Origin of the sequence: Modestobacter sp. VKM Ac-2986 (genome assembly GCF_026967795.1) — a bacterium.
Classification (GTDB): Bacteria; Actinomycetota; Actinomycetes; order Mycobacteriales; family Geodermatophilaceae; genus Modestobacter.
In genome coordinates this window covers 424,780-443,826 of sequence record NZ_JAPVBH010000003.1, presented here as the reverse complement: position 1 = coordinate 443,826, position 19,047 = coordinate 424,780, and the positions used below count along the sequence as shown (strand labels likewise).

20 protein-coding genes are annotated in these 19,047 nt (G+C 75.2%); 12 read left to right on the top strand and 8 right to left on the bottom strand.

From position 1 onward, the window contains the following. The first annotated feature begins 21 nt into the window (after positions 1–21). Positions 22–321 (top strand): putative quinol monooxygenase, encoded by a 300-nt coding sequence (locus tag O2W14_RS09990; RefSeq protein ID WP_269175937.1) that lies wholly within the window; start codon positions 22–24, stop codon positions 319–321. Between the two features lie 23 nt (positions 322–344). Here the strand turns inward: O2W14_RS09990 and O2W14_RS09985 are convergent, their stop codons facing one another. Both O2W14_RS09985 and O2W14_RS09980 read right to left on the bottom strand, forming a co-directional pair. After that, a complete protein-coding gene (locus O2W14_RS09985) occupies positions 345–908 on the bottom strand; it encodes a dihydrofolate reductase family protein (RefSeq protein ID WP_269175936.1) in 564 nt (187 codons plus the stop codon). Between the two features lie 244 nt (positions 909–1,152). After that, entirely contained in the window at positions 1,153–1,647 is a 495-nt protein-coding gene (locus tag O2W14_RS09980) for an Lrp/AsnC family transcriptional regulator (RefSeq protein ID WP_269175935.1), read from the bottom strand. Between the two features lie 74 nt (positions 1,648–1,721). Between O2W14_RS09980 and O2W14_RS09975 the strand changes: the two genes are divergently transcribed. Further along, positions 1,722–3,119: an ArgE/DapE family deacylase gene (locus O2W14_RS09975; protein WP_269175934.1), complete on the top strand. Its 1,398-nt coding sequence runs from the start codon at positions 1,722–1,724 to the stop codon at positions 3,117–3,119. A 52-nt stretch (positions 3,120–3,171) separates the two neighbouring features. On the opposite strand, the gene O2W14_RS09970 is transcribed toward O2W14_RS09975, so the two are convergent. The 3 genes from O2W14_RS09970 to O2W14_RS09960 all read right to left on the bottom strand — a co-directional run bounded on the left by O2W14_RS09970 (position 3,172) and on the right by O2W14_RS09960 (position 5,667). After that, positions 3,172–4,089, bottom strand: a complete 918-nt coding sequence (locus tag O2W14_RS09970) for a hypothetical protein (protein WP_269175933.1) — start codon at positions 4,087–4,089, stop codon at positions 3,172–3,174. A gap of 151 nt (positions 4,090–4,240) precedes the next feature. Beyond that, positions 4,241–4,753: a peptide-methionine (S)-S-oxide reductase MsrA gene (msrA, locus tag O2W14_RS09965; protein ID WP_269175932.1), complete on the bottom strand. Its 513-nt coding sequence runs from the start codon at positions 4,751–4,753 to the stop codon at positions 4,241–4,243. Between the two features lie 65 nt (positions 4,754–4,818). After that, positions 4,819–5,667 (bottom strand): helix-turn-helix transcriptional regulator, encoded by an 849-nt coding sequence (locus O2W14_RS09960; RefSeq protein WP_269175931.1) that lies wholly within the window; start codon positions 5,665–5,667, stop codon positions 4,819–4,821. A 100-nt stretch (positions 5,668–5,767) separates the two neighbouring features. Here O2W14_RS09960 and O2W14_RS09955 point away from each other — a divergent pair, with 100 nt between their 5' ends. Then, on the top strand, positions 5,768–6,532 hold the full coding sequence (locus O2W14_RS09955; RefSeq protein WP_269175930.1) for an SDR family oxidoreductase: 765 nt from the start codon (positions 5,768–5,770) through the stop codon (positions 6,530–6,532). Between the two features lie 149 nt (positions 6,533–6,681). Continuing rightward, the gene (locus tag O2W14_RS09950; protein WP_269175929.1) at positions 6,682–7,947 is read left to right on the top strand and encodes an MFS transporter; all 1,266 of its coding nucleotides are present in this window, start codon (positions 6,682–6,684) and stop codon (positions 7,945–7,947) included. Between the two features lie 34 nt (positions 7,948–7,981). On the opposite strand, the gene O2W14_RS09945 is transcribed toward O2W14_RS09950, so the two are convergent. Beyond that, positions 7,982–8,185, bottom strand: coding sequence for a zinc-ribbon domain-containing protein (locus O2W14_RS09945; RefSeq protein ID WP_269175928.1), 204 nt, complete (start codon positions 8,183–8,185; stop codon positions 7,982–7,984). Between the two features lie 97 nt (positions 8,186–8,282). Between O2W14_RS09945 and O2W14_RS09940 the strand changes: the two genes are divergently transcribed. Further along, positions 8,283–9,605 (top strand): aminotransferase class V-fold PLP-dependent enzyme, encoded by a 1,323-nt coding sequence (locus O2W14_RS09940; protein ID WP_269175927.1) that lies wholly within the window; start codon positions 8,283–8,285, stop codon positions 9,603–9,605. 9 nt (positions 9,606–9,614) lie between these two features. On the opposite strand, the gene O2W14_RS09935 is transcribed toward O2W14_RS09940, so the two are convergent. Continuing rightward, positions 9,615–10,127 carry a MarR family winged helix-turn-helix transcriptional regulator gene (locus tag O2W14_RS09935; RefSeq protein ID WP_269175926.1) on the bottom strand — a complete coding sequence of 171 codons (513 nt, stop codon included), beginning with the start codon at positions 10,125–10,127 and terminating at the stop codon, positions 9,615–9,617. A gap of 83 nt (positions 10,128–10,210) precedes the next feature. Between O2W14_RS09935 and O2W14_RS09930 the strand changes: the two genes are divergently transcribed. From O2W14_RS09930 to O2W14_RS09900, 7 genes are all read left to right on the top strand, one after another. Further along, complete coding sequence (locus O2W14_RS09930) at positions 10,211–12,337, top strand: MMPL family transporter (protein WP_269175925.1); 2,127 nt, start codon at positions 10,211–10,213, stop codon at positions 12,335–12,337. A 90-nt stretch (positions 12,338–12,427) separates the two neighbouring features. After that, positions 12,428–13,387, top strand: coding sequence for a MerR family transcriptional regulator (locus tag O2W14_RS09925; RefSeq protein WP_269175924.1), 960 nt, complete (start codon positions 12,428–12,430; stop codon positions 13,385–13,387). A gap of 109 nt (positions 13,388–13,496) precedes the next feature. Next, complete coding sequence (locus tag O2W14_RS09920) at positions 13,497–14,411, top strand: bacteriorhodopsin-like (protein WP_269175923.1); 915 nt, start codon at positions 13,497–13,499, stop codon at positions 14,409–14,411. 74 nt (positions 14,412–14,485) lie between these two features. Then, on the top strand, positions 14,486–15,406 hold the full coding sequence (locus O2W14_RS09915) for a Brp/Blh family beta-carotene 15,15'-dioxygenase (RefSeq protein ID WP_269175922.1): 921 nt from the start codon (positions 14,486–14,488) through the stop codon (positions 15,404–15,406). Positions 15,407–15,957: 551 nt separating this feature from the next. After that, positions 15,958–16,773, top strand: a complete 816-nt coding sequence (locus O2W14_RS09910; protein WP_269175921.1) for an amino acid ABC transporter substrate-binding protein — start codon at positions 15,958–15,960, stop codon at positions 16,771–16,773. Then, entirely contained in the window at positions 16,770–17,438 is a 669-nt protein-coding gene (locus tag O2W14_RS09905; protein WP_269175920.1) for an amino acid ABC transporter permease, read from the top strand. The genes O2W14_RS09910 and O2W14_RS09905 overlap by 4 nt, the downstream gene beginning before the upstream one ends. Then, positions 17,435–18,190, top strand: a complete 756-nt coding sequence (locus O2W14_RS09900) for an amino acid ABC transporter ATP-binding protein (protein WP_269175919.1) — start codon at positions 17,435–17,437, stop codon at positions 18,188–18,190. Before O2W14_RS09905 ends, O2W14_RS09900 begins: the two co-directional genes overlap by 4 nt. On the opposite strand, the gene O2W14_RS09895 is transcribed toward O2W14_RS09900, so the two are convergent. Continuing rightward, positions 18,187–19,038 carry a helix-turn-helix domain-containing protein gene (locus O2W14_RS09895; protein WP_269175918.1) on the bottom strand — a complete coding sequence of 284 codons (852 nt, stop codon included), beginning with the start codon at positions 19,036–19,038 and terminating at the stop codon, positions 18,187–18,189. The genes O2W14_RS09900 and O2W14_RS09895 overlap by 4 nt on opposite strands. Positions 19,039–19,047 lie beyond the last annotated feature (9 nt).

Sequence of the window (19,047 nt, the reverse complement as noted above, 5' to 3'; positions counted from 1 at the left end):
CCGTGCTGCGACCCTGAGGCCATGTCGATCACCGTCTTCCTCGAGGTCCAGCTCCGCCCCGACGCCGTCGGCGCCGAGGCGGAGGCCGCCATCCGCGAGACGCTCGCGCAGACCGCGGCGTTCGACGGCAACGAGGGGCTCGAGGTCCTCGTCGACGACGCCGACCCGACCCGGGTGATCGTCGCCGAGAGGTGGGCCACCGCCGGCCACCACGACGCCTACGTCGCCTGGCGCCAGACGCCGGACGGCGCGGCGGCGCTCGGCGCGGTCCTCGCCGGTCCGCCGGTCACCCGCACGTTCGGCCGGACCATCGACCTCTGAGGCCGCAGGTGGTGACCTGCGGGTCACCGCCTGGTCTCATACCTCGTCAGCAGCACGCCGTCGGGGAAGGTGCGGGTCTCCACCAGGGTCAGGTCGACCCAGTGGTCCAGGGCCGGGAAGAACGGTGTGCCGCCGCCGACCAGGACGGGGTGGGTGGCGAGCACGTACTCGTCGACCAGCCCGGCCCGCACCACCGCCGCGGCCAGGGTGGCGCCGGCGACGTCCATCGGGCCGCCGTCCTCGCTCTTGAGCCGGGTGATCTCGGCGATCGCGTCACCGGTGACCAGCCGGGTGTCCCCGTCGACCGGTCGCTCCGTGGACGAGAAGACGACCTTGGGCATGGCCTGCCAGCGGCGGGCGTACTCGGCGTGGGCGGGTGTGACGCCGGGCTGCTGGTCGGCGGTCGGCCAGTGGGCGTCCATCCCCTCCCACAGCCGGCGGCCGTACAGGGCCGTGCCGGTCGCGGCCACCCGGTCGGACCAGTACTGGAACAGCTCGTCGCTCGGCGTGCTCCAGCCGAGGTCGTCGCCGGGCGCGGCGGTGTGGCCGTCCAGGCTCACGTTCATCGCGTAGGTCAGTCTGCGCACGGGGTCGCCTCTCCTGGGTCGGTGTCCGACGTACAGACCCCTCCGGCGCCGAGAACTGAGCGGTCCGTCCGCACCGGGAGCCGGTCGACCACCGCGCTGGGCGCGTGCTCCTCCCGGAGCCGCCTGTGCGGGTGTGGGTCGCGGCGCTCCGGTGTCACGGGTGCTCGATCCGCGACGGCGTTGCCGACCGCGGAGCACGTGGAGATCGAGGGCGCCCCGCACGTCGCTCGACCACGAGCGGGCATCAGCGCCGCGTCGCGCCGAGGGTGGGCGAGGGCGTGAGCGGGGTGGGGCTCTGCTCCTTCACCGGGCCCAACCGCAGCATGGTCGTGGCCCGGCGGGCGCCGATGCGGGGGAGGGCCCGCAGGACGTCCTGCAAATCGGCGGTCCCGGCTGCAGCCACGTGCAGGAGCACGTCGTCGGCGCCGCTGACCGCGTCGGCACGCAGCACCTGCGGCATCTGCGCCACGGCCCGGGCGAACCGCTCCGCGCTGTCCTCGTCGTGCTCGTCGAGCACCACCAGCACGAACGCCTGCAGGCCAGCTCCCACCCGCTCGGGGTCGACCCGTGCATGCACCCCGACGACCACCCCGTCGGCGCGCAGCCGCGCCACCCGTCGCAACGTCGCGGCCGGCGACAGGCCCACGGCGCGGGCCAGTTCGACGTTCGGGATGTCACCTCGCTGCTGCAGTGCGTCGACGATCGCGCAATCGAGGGCATCCAGATCGGAGTTCGACACAACGGCATTGTGCCTCAAGGCCCGGGTGCTCCACGCAGTTGCGCCGATGACCGTCCTCGCCCCACGGTGCGGTCATGACCTCCACCTCTCACGGCACACCGCAGTCGGCCCGTCCCGAGCCCGAGTCGGGGGCCGATGCCAGCGGCTGGGCGGGCCGGACCACGAGCGCCACCTCGGCGTGCCCCGCCACCGACCTCCGGCGCACCGACCTCTCCACCCACGAGGCCGCGGTGCTCGACGCCGTCGACGCGCGGTGGGCCGTCGACCGGCTGGTCGAGCTGGTCGCCGTCCCGTCGCTCGGTGGTACGGCCGCCGAGTCGGAGGCGCAGCACCTGGTGGCCGGCTGGCTGGACGAGCTCGGCACCGACGTCGACCGCTGGGCCATCGACCTCACCGAGGCCGCCACCGCGCCGGACGCGCCCGGCCAGGAGGTCGACCGCAGCGAGGCGTGGGGCGTCGTGGGCACGCTGCCCGGCGGGGACGGCGGACAGCCGGCGCTGGTGCTCTGCGGACACAGCGACGTCGTCCCGGCCGGGAACCCGGCGCTGTGGCCCGGCGACCCGTTCACCCCCCGGGTCGACGGCGGTGCCGTGCACGGCCGCGGCACCTGCGACATGAAGGGCGGCCTGGTCGCCGCGCTGGTCGCGGTGCGGGCCCTGCGGACGGCGGGGGTGCGGCTGGCCCGGCCGCTGGCGGTGCACAGCGTCATGGGCGAGGAGGACGGCGGGCTGGGTGCGTGGGCCACCCTGCGGCGGGGCCACCGCGGCGACGCCTGCGTCATCCCCGAGCCGACCGCGGGGGCCGTGATGACCGCGCACGCCGGCGCGCTGACCTTCCGGCTCACCCTCACCGGTCTGGCCGCGCACGCCGCCAACCGGCACCTCGGGGTCAGCGCCGTCGAGCTGTTCGAGCACGTGCACGCAGCGCTCCGGGCACTGGAGTCCGGCCGACAGCCCGCCGACCGGTCCTGGTTCGACGACCACCCGTTCCCCTACGGGATCTCGATCGGCCGGCTGCAGGCCGGCGACTGGGCGAGCACCGTGCCCGACCGGCTGGTGGCCGAGGGGCGGTTCGGCGTGCGACTGGGCGAGCCGGTGGAGGTCGCCCGGGCGGTCTTCGAGGACTGCGTGGCCGCGGCGTGCGCGGCCCACCCGTGGCTGGCCGACCACCCGGCGCAGGTCGCGTGGACCGGTGGTGTCTACGCCAGCAGCCAGCTGCCGGCCGGCTCGTCGCTGCTCCCGGCGGTCCGGCAGGCCGTCGTCGACGCCGGCGGCGCCCAGCCGGCCGAGCGGGCGCTCACCGCCGGCACGGACCTCCGGTTCTACGCGGCAGCGGGCATCCCGGCGCTGCACCACGGTCCGGGTGACCTGCGGCTCGCGCACGGTGTGGGTGAGCGGGTGCCGGTCGAAGACGTGCTGCTGTCCGCCCGCAGCCTGGCGCTGCTCGCCGTCCGCACCTGCGGGGTGGCGTGAGCACGTCGACGTCCCGGCGCGGGGCCCGCACGGTGACCCGCGGTGGACCGGATCAGGTGACGGGCAGGGCCGCCAGCCAGGCGGCCAGCTCTGCGTTGCGGCGCAGGAAGGGCACCCAGTCCTCGGGCGCCCGCGCTCCCGGCTCCGGGCGGTCGCACGTCTCCTGCTCCCAGGAGCGCAGCCGCCCGTTGGAGATCCGCAACCGGACCAGGACGTCGCCTCCCCAGGCGGTGACGTCGTGGCGGCCCTGCTCGCCGGCCGCGGTGACCCGCTGCGGCGCGACCACCCACTGCAGCGCCTCGATCTCCTGCTGGAGCCGGGCGGCGGCCTCGTAGGCCTGCGCCGCGGCCGCCGCGTCGCGCCGGGCGGTCAGGGCCGCCAGTGCGGCGGCGACCGCCGTCGGCTCGCGGTCCAGCACGGACCCCACGGCTCGGGCGAGCTGCGCGACCGGCACGTCCTGTCCGCCACGCAGCCGGGCCAGCTCCTGTGCGCCGGAGCTGCGGGACGGGCCGGCGTGCCCGATCGGGTACAGCCGCTCCAGCCCCGACAGCGCCAGCTTCGCCTTCCCGGCGCCCAGGTAGGGGCCGAAGCAGCGGACTCCCGGCCCGGGGAGCTGTGCCGTGGCGAGGCCCAGCCGCGGTGCCGTCGGCGAGACGTCCAGGTGGATGCTGACCGGCACCTCCAGGCCCCCGATGATGCGGTTCCACGGCGGCTTCGACCGCTCGAGCAGGTTGCGCTCGGCCCAGGCCGCCTCGTGTGCGGAGTCGCAGACCAGTGCCTCGATCCCGGCGACCCGGGTCATCATCTTCCGGAGGTGGCGCCGGTCGCGCAGGTCGCCCCAGTAGGAGCTGACCCGGCGGCGCAGCTGCTCGGCCCGACCGACGTACAGCACCCGACCGCCGTCGTCCCGGAAGCGGTAGACGCCCGGGGCGAGCGGCAGTGCGGCGACGGCGTCCGGGCGGGTGGGCACGCCCCATCGTGCGCACGGCGCGGGCGACGGCGGCGGCGCCACGCCCCATGGGCCGCAGGTGTCCCACGGGTCACGGGACGACGAAGGGGGACGCCCCGGCTGGGACGTCCCCCTCGTGTTGCTGTCACGGCCCGGTCGGGGCCGCGGTCCGTCAGGCGGTCTGCGCCTCGCGACGCGGGAGCACCCAGTCCGGCCGCACGTAGTGGCACGTGTAGCCGAAGGGGATCTTCTGCAGGTAGTCCTGGTGCTCCTCCTCGGCCTCCCAGAACGCGCCGGCCGGCTCGACCTCGGTCACGACCGGGCCGGGCCAGATGCCCGAGGCGTCGACGTCGGCGATGGTGTCGAGGGCGACCCGCTGCTGCTCCTCGCTGGTGAAGTAGATCGCCGAGCGGTAGCTGCGACCGATGTCGTTGCCCTGGCGGTCGCGGGTCGACGGGTCGTGGATCTGGAAGAAGAACTCCAGGACCTCGCGGTAGGAGATCACCTGCGGGTCGAAGACGATCTCGACCGCCTCGGCGTGGTCGCCGTGGTTGCGGTAGGTCGCGTTCGGGGTGTCGCCGCCGGAGTAGCCGACCCGGGTGGTGAGCACCCCCGGGCGCTTGCGCAGCAGCTCCTGGGCGCCCCAGAAGCAGCCGCCGGCGAGGATCGCGGTCTCAGTGGTCACGTGTGCCTCCTTCTGTGTCCAGCACGACGGGTGAACTCCCGGACGCCTGCCGGTGTTCCGCCCGGTCAGGGCTCCGGGGCGAAGGCCTGGGTGCCCAGGACGGCGAGCAGGGCGAGCCGGCTGGCGGCGTCGGTGCCCGGGGGAGCGGTGAGCACGAGCAGCACCTGCGACTCGTCCTCGGTGAACAGCGCCTGGCAGTCGACCTCGATCGGGCCGATCGCGGGGTGCAGCAGGACCTTGTGGTCGGAGAACCGGTGACCCACCTCGTGGGCGGCCCACAGCTCCGCGAACTCCGGGCTGGTGCGGGTCAGCACCCGGGCCAGCTCGCCGGCCCGCGACGCCGGGCCCATCGACCCGTACGCGGCACGCAGCGAGGCCACCTGCGCACGGCTCTGCCGGTCGTGGTCGCCGGCGGGGTAGTGCGCCCGCTCCTGCTCCGGGTGGGTGAACCAGCGGTAGATGCCGCTGCGCTCCCACCCGGACAGGTGGCTGACGTCGCCGAAGAGGGCGCGGGCCGGGTCGTTCTGCACCAGCGTCTCGCCCAGCGCGGACAGGATGAGGGCCGGGGTGTCGGTCAGCCGGTCCAGGACGCGCAGCAGCGCCGGTGCGACGTGGTCGCCGCCGCCCACCCGGTCGGGGGCGTCGTGCCCGGCGAGCCGGTACAGGTAGGCGCACTCGTCCGCGGTCAGCCGCAACGCCCGGGCGAGCGAGGCGAGCATCTGCGTGCTCGGCTGCGGCCCGCGCCGCTGCTCCAGCCGCGTGTAGTAGTCGGTGGACATCGCGGCCAGCTGCGCGACCTCCTCCCGCCGCAGCCCCGCGGTGCGCCGGCGCTGCCCCGCGGGGAGACCGACGTCCGCGGGCCGGAGGCCGGTGCGGCGCCGGACGAGGAAGTCGGCGAGGTCGTCCCTGTTCACCGGACCAGTGTGGGCACAGGCCGCCCGCGCAACCAGGGACCCGCGGTCCCCCGATCACCGCGCTCTGCCACGGGCCCCCGGGCCGGCCGAGGCTCGGGACATGGACATCACCGGCAACACCGTCTTCGTCCCCGGCGCCACCAGCGGCATCGGCCTGGCCCTGGCGCTGCGACTGCAGCAGGAGGGCAACACCGTCGTCATCGGCGGGCGGCGCACCGCGCTGCTGGACCAGCTCACCGCCGAGCACCCCGGGCTGCACGCCGTCGAGATCGACACCACCGACCCGGCCAGCATCCAGCGCGCCGCCGCCCAGGTCCTCGCCGAGCACCCGGAGTTGGACGTGCTCATCACGATGGCCGGGATCATGCGGGTGGAGGACTGGACCACCCCCGAGGGCTTCCTGGCCTCGGCCGAGGAGACGGTCACCACCAACCTGCTCGGCCCGATCCGGCTCATCGCCGCCTTCGTCGAGCACCTCCTCACCCGGCCCGACGCGACGATCATGACGGTCTCCTCCGGGCTGGCGTTCGCCCCGCTGCGGGTCACGCCCAGCTACAACGCGACCAAGGCCGCCGTCCACATGCTCAGCGAGTCCCTGCGGCTCCAGCTGGCCGGGACGACCGTGTCGGTGGTGGAGCTGGAGCCGCCGTCGGTGCGCACCGCGCTGCTGCCCGGCCAGGAGGACAGCGAGTTCGCCATGCCGCTGGCCGACTTCGTCGACGAGGTCACCGAGCTGATCCGCACCCGGCCCGACGCCACGGAGATCCAGGTGGAGAACGTCAGGTTCCTCCGGTACGGCGAGGCGCGCGGCGACTACGACCACGTCGTCGCGACCATCAACCACCTCGACCCGCACGGCGCCTGACGTCCGCCGGCCCGGTCGACGGACGGCGAGGCGGCGTGGGCCGCACGCCGCACGGATCCCGACCGGGCCACACTCCTGCTGCACGAGCACCCCGTCCGAGCGCGGTCCCGGGTCGGTCCGCCGGGGTGCTCGGCGCCGAGGAGGACCGCATGACCACCGGCTCACGGGTGTCCCTCGACGTCGAGGGTCTGCAGCGGCGCACGCTGCGGGTGCTGCTGGCCTCCCAGGTCCTCGCCGGCGCCGGGCTGGCCGCCGGCGTCACCGTCGGCGCGCTGCTGGCCGAGGACGTGCTCGGGTCCACCGGTCTGGCCGGGCTGCCCGCGGCGCTGCTCACGCTCGGGTCCGCGGCCGCCGCGGTCGGTGTCGGGCGGCTGTCGCAGCGGTCGGGGCGCCGGCCGGGGCTGGCCGCCGGGTACACCGTCGGCGCGGTCGGGGGCGCCGGGGTGGTGCTGGCCGCCGTGCTCGACAGCGCCCCGCTGCTGCTGGTCGCCCTGCTGCTGTACGGCTCGGGCTCGGCCACCAACCTGCAGGCGCGCTACGCCGGCGGCGACCTGGCCGTCCCCGAGCGCCGGGGGCGGGCGGTGAGCACCGTGCTGGTGGCGACCACCGTGGGGGCGGTCGCCGCTCCCAACCTGGTGGCGCCGATGGGCTCGCTGGCCGCGGCGCTGGGCATCCCGGAGCTGGCCGGTCCCTTCCTGCTGGCCACCGTGGCCTACGCGCTGGCCGCCGTCGTCGTCAGCACCTGGCTGCGGCCGGACCCGCTGCTCACGGCGCGGACGGTCGCCGAGGACGCCGCCCGGAGCGCCGGCGGCACCGCGCCGGGGGCCACGGACACGGTGCTGCTGCGGCTCGGCGCCACGGCCATGGTCCTCACGCAGCTGGTCATGGTGGCGCTGATGACCATGACGCCGGTGCACATGCGCGAGCACGGCCACGGCCTGGGCGCCGCCGGGCTGGTCATCTCGCTGCACATCGCGGCGATGTTCCTGCCCTCACCGCTCACCGGCCGGCTCGTCGACCGCCACGGCCGGCGGCCGGTGATCGCCGCCGCCGGGGTCACCCTGCTGGCCGCGGGCCTGCTGGCCGCCGCCGCGCCGGCGGACTCGGTGGCGCTGCTGGCGGTCGCGCTGGTCCTGCTCGGCCTGGGCTGGAACCTCGGTCTGCTGGCCGGCACCGCGCTGCTGACCGACGCGGTGCCGCTGGAGCGCCGGGCCCGAACGCAGGGCAACGTCGACGTCGGGGTGGCGCTGGCCGGTGCCGTCGGCGGGCTGGGCAGCGGCCTGGTCGTGGCCGCCACCAGCTTCGCCGCACTCGGGCTGGCCGGCGGCCTGGTGGCCCTGGCGCTGGTGCCCGGCCTGCTCGTCAGCCGGCCCGGCAGCGGCGGCCGCCGGACCGCGGGAACCCGCCCGGCGTGACCCCCCGGGACGGCACCGTGCACTCCGGCATGGCTCACACCTGCGTGGCGACTCCGCAGATCGTGCAGACCTCGAGCTGGGTGCGCCCCCACCGGGCGACCGGGACGAAGAACACCGTGAGCCGCTTGGACTCCTCCACCCGCGCCCACGTCGAGGTGTTGCCGCAGTTCGGGCAGGTGCGGACCGACCCGGGACCGAGGTCGCGCTGCTTGGTGCCGAAGCCGAAGAAGAAGAACACGCCGTCAGCGTAGGCAGCGTCTCCGGGGGGCGGGCGGTGAGAAGCTCCCGTGCGGCCGCCGGGGTGGTGGCCGGGAACGATGAGGAGCTCGGTGGCCGTGACGTCCTTGTTCGGAACGGGGGACCTCTCCCTGCAGGTCGCACCCGTTGGTGCTGACCTGCACGTCCCCGTCGGCGGGGAGCTGCGTCGCTACGTCGACCTGGACGCCGCGGCGACCACCTCGGCCTCGGCGGGCGTCGTCCGGGCCGTGCAGGAGTTCCTGCCCTGGTACTCCAGCGTGCACCGCGGGGCCGGGGCGAAGTCGCAGGTCAGCAGCGCCCGGTACGAGCAGGCCCGGGAGACGATCGTCCGCTTCGTCGGCGCCGACCCGGCGACGCACGTGGGCCTGTTCCCGCAGAACACCACCGAGGGCCTCAACCAGATCGCCTTCCGGCTGGGCCTGACCCGGGACGACGTCGTCGTCACCACCGCGGTCGAGCACCACGCCAACCTGCTGCCCTGGCGGCGGCACGCGCAGGTGCGGGTCGTCGACGTCGACCGGTCCGGGACCTTCACCGTCGACGCCGTGGTCGCCGCGCTCGACGAGCGGCCCGCGCCCCGCGTGCTGGCGGTGTCCGGGGCGTCCAACGTCACCGGCTGGATGCCCGACCTGGCCGGCCTCGCCGCGGCGGCCCGGGCCCGCGGGGTACTGGTGGTCGTCGACGGCGCACAGCTGGTGCCGCACCGCCCGGTCGACATGGCCGCGCTCGGGATCGACGTGCTCGTGTGGTCCGGGCACAAGATGTTCGCCCCCTTCGGCGCCAGCGGCATGGTCGTCGACCGGCGGCTGCTCGCCGGCGGTGAGCCCTTCCTCGTCGGGGGAGGGGCGGTGAAGGCGGTCTCGGACACCGAGGTCGTCTGGGCCGACACCCCCGACCGGGACGACGCCGGCACGCCCAACGTCCTCGGCGCGGTCGCCCTGGCCGCCGCGGCGGAGGAGCTGATGGCCGCCGGACCGCGCAACCGGCGGCACGAGGACTCGCTCGTCGACGCGCTGGACGCCGAGCTCGCCACCGTCCCCGGGCTGCACCGGCTCGGGCCCACCACCGGCGACCGGCTCCCGGTGGTCAGCTTCGTCCTCGACGGCATGACCCACGGGGAGGTCGCGCAGCGGTTGGCGCGGGAGCACGGCATCGGCGTCCGCAACGGCTGCTTCTGCGCCCACCCCTACCTCAGCCGGCTGTTCGGGCTGGGTCCCGGTGAGGTGCAGCAGTTCCACGACGACGCCCGGGGAGGCCGCACCGACCGGCTGCCCGGCGCGGTGCGGGTGAGCTGCAGCTCGGCCACCCCGCTGGCCGACGTCGCCGCGCTGGGGGAGGCCCTGCGTGCCCTCACCGGGGACCGGACCGGCGCCCGGCTCGTGGCGGCCGGGCAGGGCTGAGGCCGGCCGTCAGCCGCGCTGTGCGTCCGCGTCGCCGTAGCTGCGCGCGTAGCGGCCGGCGGCGTCGGTGACGTCGGTGAGGACGCGCGCCACGAGCGCCAGCTCCTGCTCGGTGTAGCCCGCCATCGCCGCGCCCAGGGCCCGCTGCAGCCCGCCGAAGTGCTCGGCGCCGGCGGCCATCGCCGACTCCGACATCTCCAGCACGACCCGGCGGCCGTCCTGGGGGTCGCGCACGCGGCGCAGGTGGCCCACCCGCTCCAGCCGGTCCAGCAGCGCGGTGGTGGAGGCCGAGGCGAGCTCCACGGCCTCGCCCAGCCGGCCGGCGGTGATCGGCTCCCCGCTGCGCGCGGCGTCCATGACCGCGACCAGCGCGCGGACGTCGGTCCGGTTCAGCCCGTGTGCGGTGGCGAACCGGGCACCGACCGCGTCCAGCTCGACGTTCAGCCGCCGGAGCAGCAGCGCGATCTCCCGTTGGGCCACGGCCCGCTCGTGGGCCCGCTCGTCGCCTCCGTCACCCGCCACCGGGCACCTCCGTTCGCCGTCCGTCGTCGTCCGTCGTACCGTGAGGTCTCTCGACGATCGAGACTTCTTCCCCGAGGACCATGATGCCCCGTCGCACATCTGTACTCCGCTGGCTGCTCCCCGCGGTCGTCGCCCTGCTGTGGCTGGGCCTCGCCGGCCCGCTGGGCTCGTTCAGCGGCAAGCTGGCCGAGGTGTCGGAGAACGACTCGGCCGTCTTCCTGCCCGACAGCGCGGAGTCCACCCGCGTCACCGAGCTGCAGGCCGGTTTCCGCACCGAGCGCACCCTCCCGGTCGTCCTGCTCTGGGAGAGCGCGGACGGCCCGCTCGACGAGGGGGCGCTCGCCGAGGTGGGCCGGCGCCTCGGGGACGCGGTCGCGGTCGCCGAGGAGGCCGGTGCCCTGGACGGTGAGGCGTCCCCGCCGATCCCGTCCGCCGACGGGCTCGCGGTGCAGGCAGTGCTGCCGTTGCGCCCCGACCTGGGTGACGCGCTGGTCGAGGTGGTGGCCGAGCTGCGCGCCGTGCCCGGCGTCGAGGGCACCACGGCGTACGTCACCGGCCCGGGAGCGGCCTTCTCCGACTTCGCCGCGGGCTTCGCCGGCATCGACGGGCTGCTGCTGCTGGCCGCGTTCGGCGTCGTCCTGCTGATCCTGCTGGTGGTCTACCGGAGCCCGTTGCTGCCGCTGCTGGTCATCGGCACCGCGGGCATGGCGCTGGTGGTCTCCCTCGCGGTCGCCTACCTGCTCGCCGACCGGGGGTGGATCACCGTCAACGGGCAGAGCCAGGGCATCGCCTCGATCCTCGTCGTCGGTGCGGCCACCGACTACGGGCTGCTGCTGGTGGCCCGGTACCGGGAGGAGCTGCGGCTGGAGGAGTCCCGGTTCGTCGCGATGCGGGTGGCGCTGCGCCAGTCGTGGGAGCCGATCGTCGCCAGCGGGGGCACGGTGATCCTCGGTGTCCTGTGCCTGCTGTTCTCCGACCTGGGCTCCAACCGCGGGCTCGGCCCGATCTCCGCGGTGAGCATCGCCTTCGCGATGCTGGCCGCGCTGACCTTTCTGCCGGCGGTGCTCGTGCTGTTCGGGCGCGCGGCGTTCTGGCCGTTCCGGCCGCGGTTCGGCGAGCAGCAGCAGCACGGCCGCGGCTGGGAGCGGGTCGCCACCTCGGTCGGCCGCCGCCCGGCCCGCGTGCTGGCCTGGACCCTGGTCGGGCTGTTCGCCCTCGCCGCGTTCCTGCCCACCTTCGACGACAGCGGCATCCCGCTGTCGGAGGCGGTCCGCGGTGGCTCACCGTCCGCGGCCGGCCAGGAGGCCCTCGCCCGCCACTACGACGCCGGCTCCGCCACCCCGGCCAGCATCCTCACCCCGGTCGACGGCTGGCCGGACGTCGCCGCGGCCGCGGGTGCCGTCGCCGGCGTGGTCGACGTCGTCCCCTTCACCGGGCAGGCCGGGCCGCCCGGGGCCGGCGGCGGGGAGCCCGTCGAGTCCGGTGGGCTGGTACGGCTGGACGCCACCCTCGCCGACGCCCCCGACAGCGCCGCCGCGCAGGCCGCCGTCGCCGAGCTGCGGACGTCGCTGCGCGCGGTCGACCCCGGCACCCTCGTCGGCGGGACGACGGCGCAGGACCTGGACACCCAGGAGACCGCGGCTCGCGACCTGGTGGTGATCGTGCCCCTGGTGCTGCTGGTGATCACCGTCGTCCTGGCGCTGCTGCTGCGGGCCGTCGTGGTGCCGCTGCTGCTGGTCGCCACGGTCGCGCTGAGCACCGCCGCGACCGTCGGCCTGGGCGCGCTGGCCTTCGAGCACCTCTTCGACTTCCCGGGCAGCGACCCGCAGGTCCTGCTGATCGGCTTCGTCTTCCTGGTGGCGCTGGGGATCGACTACAACATCTTCCTGATGACCCGGGCCCGCGAGGAGTCGGTGCGGCACGGCACCCGCGCGGGCATCACCCGGGCGCTGACCGTGACCGGCGGGGTGATCACCAGCGCCGGGCTGGTCCTGGCCGCCACGTTCGGCGCGCTCACCGTGCTGCCGCTGGTCCTGCTCGTCCAGCTCGGCTTCCTGGTCGGCGTCGGCGTGCTGATCGACACCTTCGTCGTCCGCTCGCTGCTCGTGCCGGCCGCCGTGCACCTGCTCGGCGACCGCATCTGGTGGCCCAGCGCGCTGGCCCAGGGACCGACCGCCCCGCAGCCGGAGCGGGCACCGGCCGGCGTCTGAGCCGGTCGGTCGGGTGGCGTCCGGACCTGCCGAGCAGCCGGTCGGGCAGGAACGGCGCACGGCCGGCGTGCGGAGGCCCATCATGGGGTCGTGACCGACGGTCGACCGGACGACCCGTCGGCACAGCTGGGCGTCGGTGCCGCCGCGGCTCGTCTCGGGGTCGCCCCCGAGACGCTGCGCAGCTGGGGTCGCCGCTACGGGCTGGTGCCCAGCGGGCGCACCGACGGCGGCCACCGGCGCTACGACGCCGAGGACCTGGCCCGGCTGGTGTGCATGCAGCGCCTCGTCGCCGCGGGGGCGTCACCGGCCGAGGCCGCCCGCCGGGTCCTGGCCGGGGCCGAGGACACGGCGGCGGGGTCCGAGCCCGGCGGCACCGCCGCGCGACCGCCGCGCGCCGGGGCGGGCGGGACTGTGCTGGCCATGCCCGGCGCTCCGCCGGAGGCCCGCGGGCTGGCCCGGGCTGCGGCCCGGCTGGACGCCGGCGCCGTGCACGCGATCCTCGGTGACCTGCTGGTCGCCCGCGGCACGATCGCCACCTGGGACACCGTGCTGCGGCCGGTCCTGGTCGCGGCGGGAGTGCGCTGGGAGCAGACCGGCGCGGGCATCGACGTGGAGCACCTGCTCAGCGAGGCGGTGACGGAGACCCTGCGGGCGCACCGGGCCTGCCAGTCCAAGCCCGAACCGGGCCGGGGCGTGCTGCTGACCTCCCCGCCGGGGGACTGGCACGTGCTGCCCCTGCACGTGCTCGCCGCCGCGCTGGCCGAGCGGCGCGTGCCCGCGCAGGTGCTCGGCCAGCTCCCGGTGTCGGCGCTGGTGTCGGCGGTGCGCCGCACGGGTGCGTCCGGGGTCTTCATCTGGAGCCAGCGGCGCCCGGTGGCACCCGACGACGCGCCGCCGCGGTTCCCGGTCGACGCGCTGCCGACGTCCCGCACCGCCCGCGCACTGGTCGCCGGTGGCCCCGGGTGGGCCGACAGCGTGCTCGACGACCGGGTGGCGGTGTCGGCCAGCCTGGCCGACGCAGTCGACCTGCTCGCCGCGGCTCCCCGCTGAAACCTGTGCAACTGGACTCATCCTGGCGGGGCGGCGTAGACCGGCGCCATCCGGAAACGGTCGCGGCCCGCCGCTCGACGGGGCGCCGTCCTCCCCGAAGGGCCCTCCGATGGTCCAGGCAGCTGCCGTCAACATCCCGTCCCTCTCCGCGACCAACTTCGCCACGGTCTACAACCTCTTCTCCCTGGCCATCGCCTGTCTGCTGTTCACCTCGCTGTACCTGGTGGTGTCCCAGCGGCAGGTGGTCCGGGAGTACCGGACCGCGGTCGTCGTCTCCGCGACCGTCTGCGGCATCGCGGCCTACCACTACTTCCGGATCTTCAACAACTTCCAGGAGAGCTACCCGGCGGGCGCCACCATCGACGCGCCGCACACCTTGTCGAACATCGAGTTCAACGAGGGCTATCGCTACGTCGACTGGCTGCTGACCGTCCCGCTGCTGCTGCTGGAGACGGTCGCGGTGATGGCCCTGGGCCGGGCGGCGTCGAAGAAGCTGCTGGTCAAGCTCATCCCGGCCTCGGCCCTGATGATCGCCCTCGGCTACCCCGGCGAGCTGTCCAACGAGCTCGGGCCGCGGCTGCTGTGGGGCACCCTGTCGACGATCCCGTTCCTCTACCTGCTGTACGTGCTCTTCGTGGAGCTGTCCCGGTCGCTGGACCGCCAGCCCCCGGAGGTCGTGCACACCATCAAGATGCTGCGGCTGGCGCTGGTCGGCCTGTGGGGGGTCTACCCGATCGCCTACCTGTTCCCGGTGCTGGGTGGGGACTTCTTCGGCGGTGAGGGCGGCTTCGTGCTCAAGCAGGTCGGCTACTCCCTCGCCGACATCCTCGCCAAGGCCGCCTACGGCCTGGCCATCTACAAGGTGGCCCGGGTGCGCAGCCGGCTGGCCGACCCGGCCTACGACGACGACCACGCGGTGGAGCCCGTGGCCGCCGGCGCCGACGGGCTCCCGGCCCGTACCGCGGTGGCCGGCAGCACCCCGGTCGTCAACGGGCACGCCCCGAAGGCCAGCCGGACCAGCTGATGGGCGGCCCCCCGGTGGTGCGTCGGCCCGTGGTCCCAGCCGGCGCACCACCCCGGGACCGGCACCGGCTGCTGATGGCGGTCGGCCCGGTCCTCGCCGGGGCGGCGCTCGCCGGCGGGCTGCTGGTGCCCGGGCTGGTGGACCGGGTCGCGCCCACCGTCGCCCTCGCCGGCATCCTGCTGGGCGTCCCGCACGGCGCGGTCGACCACATGGTGCCTTTCTGGACCAGTGGCCGGCGCCCCCGACCGTCGGCGCTCGGCCGGGTGCTGGCCGGCTACGTCGCGGTCGCCGCCGTCGCCGCCGGGGCACTGCTCCTCGCGCCGACGGCCACGGTCGCGGTGTTCCTCCTCGCCTCGGCCGTGCACTTCGGCCGGGCCGAGGCGGTGGTGTCCGCCGAGCACGCCGGACGGCGCGTGCCCGGCCCGGCCCAGGAGTGGCTGGTGACCGCGGCGCACGGTCTCGCGGTGGTCGCGCTCCCGCTGGTGCTCTGGCCGGGCCCTTCCGCCGACGTGCTCGGCCGGCTGGCCCCGGGCTGGCGTGAGCCCCTGCCGCCCGCCGTCCGGGTGGTCCTCGGTGCCGCCGTCGCCGTCGTCCTCGGGCTGGCCCTGCGGGCCCAGCTGGCCGACGGCCGACGACGGGACGCCGCCGAGCTGGCCGGGGTGGCCGCGCTGTTCGCCGTGGTCACCCCGCTGGTCGCCTTCGGGGTCTGGTTCGCCGGCTGGCACGCCCTCCGGCACACCGGCCGGTTGGTCGCACTGCTTGACGCGGTGTCGCCAGGCTCCGGGCGCGGAGCTGCGGTCCGTCAGTTCGGCGCCCATGCGGCCCTGCCGACGGCGGTCACCGCGGTCGCCGTCGTCGTCCTGGGCGGGGGAGACGGGTCGGCCGTCGCGGTGAGCGCGGCGCTCGGGGTGCTGGTGGCGCTCACCTTCCCGCACGTGCTCACGGTGCAGGCGCTCGACCGCTGGGTCGCCGCCCGGGACAGGAGCGGTGCGTGAGCACGGTCCACGACACGCACCGTGTCCGCCCTGCGGTCGCCGGTGATCCCGGCCCGGGCGCGGGAGCGCGGCACAGCCGGGTGCCGGCGATCGGTGCCCCACCCGTCAGGGACAGCCGGGGTCACTCCGGCCAGGACGTGAGGTGCCAGCCCCGGCACCGGGGGCACCGGTACGTGCGCTGCGGCGTCTTCTCCCGCGCGTCGCCGGCCTCCCGGATGCGCGTCAACGCCAGCTCCGCCGTCGCCTCGTCGCGGTAGCGCCGTTTCACGCAGGCCCGATCGGTCACGCACCCCTCCCTCGCCGTCCGGGCACACCGCCGGTCGCCGGGCCCGCGCACGGCGCGGTCCCGGCGCGGTGTCGCCCCCCGACCACGATGGTGCCCCGCCCGACGCCGGACCGGCCGGCGAGCTCCCCAGCGGGGGCGGCGGCATACTGCACCAGATCGATCAGGTTGTGGGACCGGCCACGCGGCGGAATGTGCTCCGGCGCGGCAGCGGTTCCCCCTGACGGCAGGACGACAGCCCCTGCCCGACGACGAACGCCCTGACCCCATGAACCCGGAGACCCCCGTGCGCACCCGCCTGACCCTGACCGCCACCCTCGCCACCGCCCTGCTGCTGACCTCCTGCGGTGGGGGCTCGGACGACGCCGCCGGCGCCGGTGCCAGCGGCGGCGGCTCGGGCGAGGCGCTGCGCGTGGCCACCGAGGGCACCTACGCGCCCTTCTCCTTCCACGACCCGGCCAACGGCAACGAGCTCACCGGCTACGACGTCGAGGTCGCCCGGGCCGTGGGCGAGAAGCTCGGCCGCGAGGTCGAGTTCAGCGAGACGCAGTTCGACGCGATCTTCGCCGGCCTCGAGGCGGGCCGGATCGACTTCATCGCCAACCAGATCGGCGTCAACCCCGAGCGGCAGGCCAAGTACCTGTTCTCCACGCCGTACACCTACTCCAACGGCGTGGTCATCACCCGGGCCGACGACACCAGCGTCACCACGCTGGCCGACGTCGCGGGCAAGCGCAGCGCGCAGTCGACCACCAGCAACTTCGCCGAGGTGGCCACCGGTGCCGGTGCGCAGATCGAGGCGGTCGAGGGCTTCACCCAGGCCATCACGCTGCTCAAGCAGTCCCGCGTCGACGTCACGATCAACGACAGCCTGGCCTTCCTGGAGTACCAGAAGACCACCGGTGACCAGGACGTGAAGGTCGCTGTCGAGATCGACGACCAGAGCGAGTCGGCGTTCGCCTTCGCCCAGGACAGCACCGAGCTGCAGACCGAGGTGGACGGCGCCCTCGAGGAGCTGCGCACCGACGGCACGCTGGCCCAGATCTCGGAGAAGTACTTCGGCGAGGACGTCAGCGCGGAGTGAACGCGATCGACTGGGACCTCGTCCGCAGCAGCCTCGGGCCCCTGTTCGAGGGTCTGGTGCGCGGCACGCTGCCGCTCACCGCGGTGACCTTCGCCCTGGGGCTCGCCCTCGCCCTGCTGGTCGCGCTGATGCGGCTGTCGGGCAACTGGCTGGTCTCCGCGCCGGCGCGGTTCTACGTCTCGGTCATCCGCGGCACCCCGCTGCTGTTGCAGCTGTTCATCGTCTTCTTCGGGCTGCCCGCGCTCGGGCTGACGCTGGACCCGTGGCCCAGCGCGATCATCGCGCTGTCGCTCAACGTCGGGGCCTACGCCTCCGAGGCGGTCCGCGGCGCGATCCTCGCCGTCCCGCGCGGGCAGTGGGAGGCGGCGATGACCGTCGGGATGGGCCGGGTCACGACGCTGCGGCGGGTGGTGCTGCCGCAGGCCGCCCGCATCGCCGTGCCGCCGCTCAGCAACACGCTCATCTCACTGGTCAAGGACACCTCGCTGGTCTCGACGATCCTGGTGACCGAGCTGCTGCGCCGGGCGCAGGAGATCGCGGCCCCGAGCTTCGCGTTCTTCACGCTGTACGGCGTCGCCGCCGTCTACTACTGGGTGGTGTGCCTCGTGCTGTCCTTCGGTCAGACCCGGCTGGAGACCAAGCTGTCCCGGCACGTGGCCGTATGAGCGCCCCGCTGCTGGAGGCCCGCGGCCTGGTCAAGTCCTTCGGGGACAACCGCGTGCTGCGCGGCATCGACGTGGCGGTGCCGGCCGGGTCGGTCACCTGCCTGATCGGGCCCTCGGGCTCGGGCAAGACGACGGTGCTGCGCAGCCTCAACGGGCTGGAGACCCCCGAGACCGGCACGGTGCGGGTCGGCGACGTCGAGCTGGACTGGTCGACCCGGCCCGACGCCCGCGCCGTCGCCCGCCTGCGCGGCCAGAGCGGGATGGTCTTCCAGGCGCACAACCTCTTCCCGCACCTGAGCGTGCTGGACAACGTGACCTCCGGGCCGGTGTTCGCCCAGGGGCGGCCGAAGGCCGAGGCGCAGGAGGAGGCCCGGGCGCTGCTCGAGCGGGTCGGGCTGGCCGACAAGGCCGACTCCTTCCCGGTGCAGCTGTCCGGTGGGCAGCAGCAGCGCGTCGGCATCGCCCGCGCGCTGGCCACCCGGCCGGAGGTGGTGCTCTTCGACGAGCCCACCAGCGCGCTGGACCCCGAGCTCGTCGGCGAGGTGCTGCAGGTCATGCAGTCCCTGGCCGCCGAGGGCTGGACGATGGTCGTGGTCACCCACGAGATGCGCTTCGCCCGGCAGGTCGCCGACCAGGTGCTGTTCCTCGACGGCGGGGTGGTCGTGGAGCAGGGCCCGCCCTCGGAGGTGCTCGTCGAGCCGCGCGAGGCCCGCACCCGCCAGTTCCTGCAGCGCCTGCTCGACCCGCTCTAGACCGGCCGCGGCGCCGTCGTCCCGGAGGTGGGGACCGCGGCGGCCGCCAGCTGGGCCAGCTTCCCGGCGTCGCCGGAGCCGGCGTCGGGGTGGTAGACGACCAGGTGCAGGCCCTCGGCCCCGTCGATGCTCAGCCGCTCGCGGTTGAGCGTCAGCTGCCCGACCCGAGGGTGGTCGAACAGGATCGGCGTCCCGCGCTGGCCGCGCACCTCGTGCCGGGCCCACAGCTGGCGGAACCGCGGGCTGGCCAGGCACAGCTCGCCGGTGAGCTCGATGAACCGCGGGTCGTCGACGTCGGTGCCCACGGCCTGCCGCAGGTTGGCCACGAAGCACTCGGTGACCTGCTCCCAGTCCAGGTGCATGCCCTGCACCGTCGGGTCCAGGAACAGGTCGAGCAGCTGGTTCCGGCCGACGGCGAGGGCGGGGGAGAGCGCGGTGGCCGTCCGGTTGACCGCCAGGACGTCGAAGTAGCGGTCCTCGATGACGGCGGGCTGGGGCAGGGACTCCAGCAGTTTGAGGATGCCGGGCGGCGGAGCCTGCCGACGGGGGCGGGGACGGCGGTGCCGGGGGACCTCGGCGACCAGGGTCAGCAGGTGGGCGAAGTGGTCGTCGTCCAGCCGGAGCACGCGGGCGATGGACTCCAGCACCTGCACCGAGGGGTGCCGGTCGCGGCCGCGCTCCAGGCGCAGGTAGTAGTCGGCGCTGATGCCGGCGAGCATCGCGACCTCCTCCCGGCGCAGCCCCGGTACGCGGCGCACGCCCAGCTGGGGGATGCCGGCCTGCTCCGGGGTCACCAGCTCGCGCCGGGCCCGCAGGAAGGTGCCCAGGGGGTTGGTCGACTCGCTCACGTGCCGAGC

Coding starts and splice junctions, on each gene's coding strand:
- O2W14_RS09920 (WP_269175923.1), top strand. CDS start 13,497: ATGGTCCAGGCAGCTGCCGTCAACATCCCGTCCCTCTCCGCGACCAAC.
- O2W14_RS09915 (WP_269175922.1), top strand. CDS start 14,486: ATGGCGGTCGGCCCGGTCCTCGCCGGGGCGGCGCTCGCCGGCGGGCTG.
- O2W14_RS09975 (WP_269175934.1), top strand. CDS start 1,722: ATGACCTCCACCTCTCACGGCACACCGCAGTCGGCCCGTCCCGAGCCC.
- O2W14_RS09990 (WP_269175937.1), top strand. CDS start 22: ATGTCGATCACCGTCTTCCTCGAGGTCCAGCTCCGCCCCGACGCCGTC.
- O2W14_RS09930 (WP_269175925.1), top strand. CDS start 10,211: ATGCCCCGTCGCACATCTGTACTCCGCTGGCTGCTCCCCGCGGTCGTC.
- O2W14_RS09955 (WP_269175930.1), top strand. CDS start 5,768: ATGGACATCACCGGCAACACCGTCTTCGTCCCCGGCGCCACCAGCGGC.
- O2W14_RS09900 (WP_269175919.1), top strand. CDS start 17,435: ATGAGCGCCCCGCTGCTGGAGGCCCGCGGCCTGGTCAAGTCCTTCGGG.
- O2W14_RS09910 (WP_269175921.1), top strand. CDS start 15,958: ATGAACCCGGAGACCCCCGTGCGCACCCGCCTGACCCTGACCGCCACC.
- O2W14_RS09950 (WP_269175929.1), top strand. CDS start 6,682: ATGACCACCGGCTCACGGGTGTCCCTCGACGTCGAGGGTCTGCAGCGG.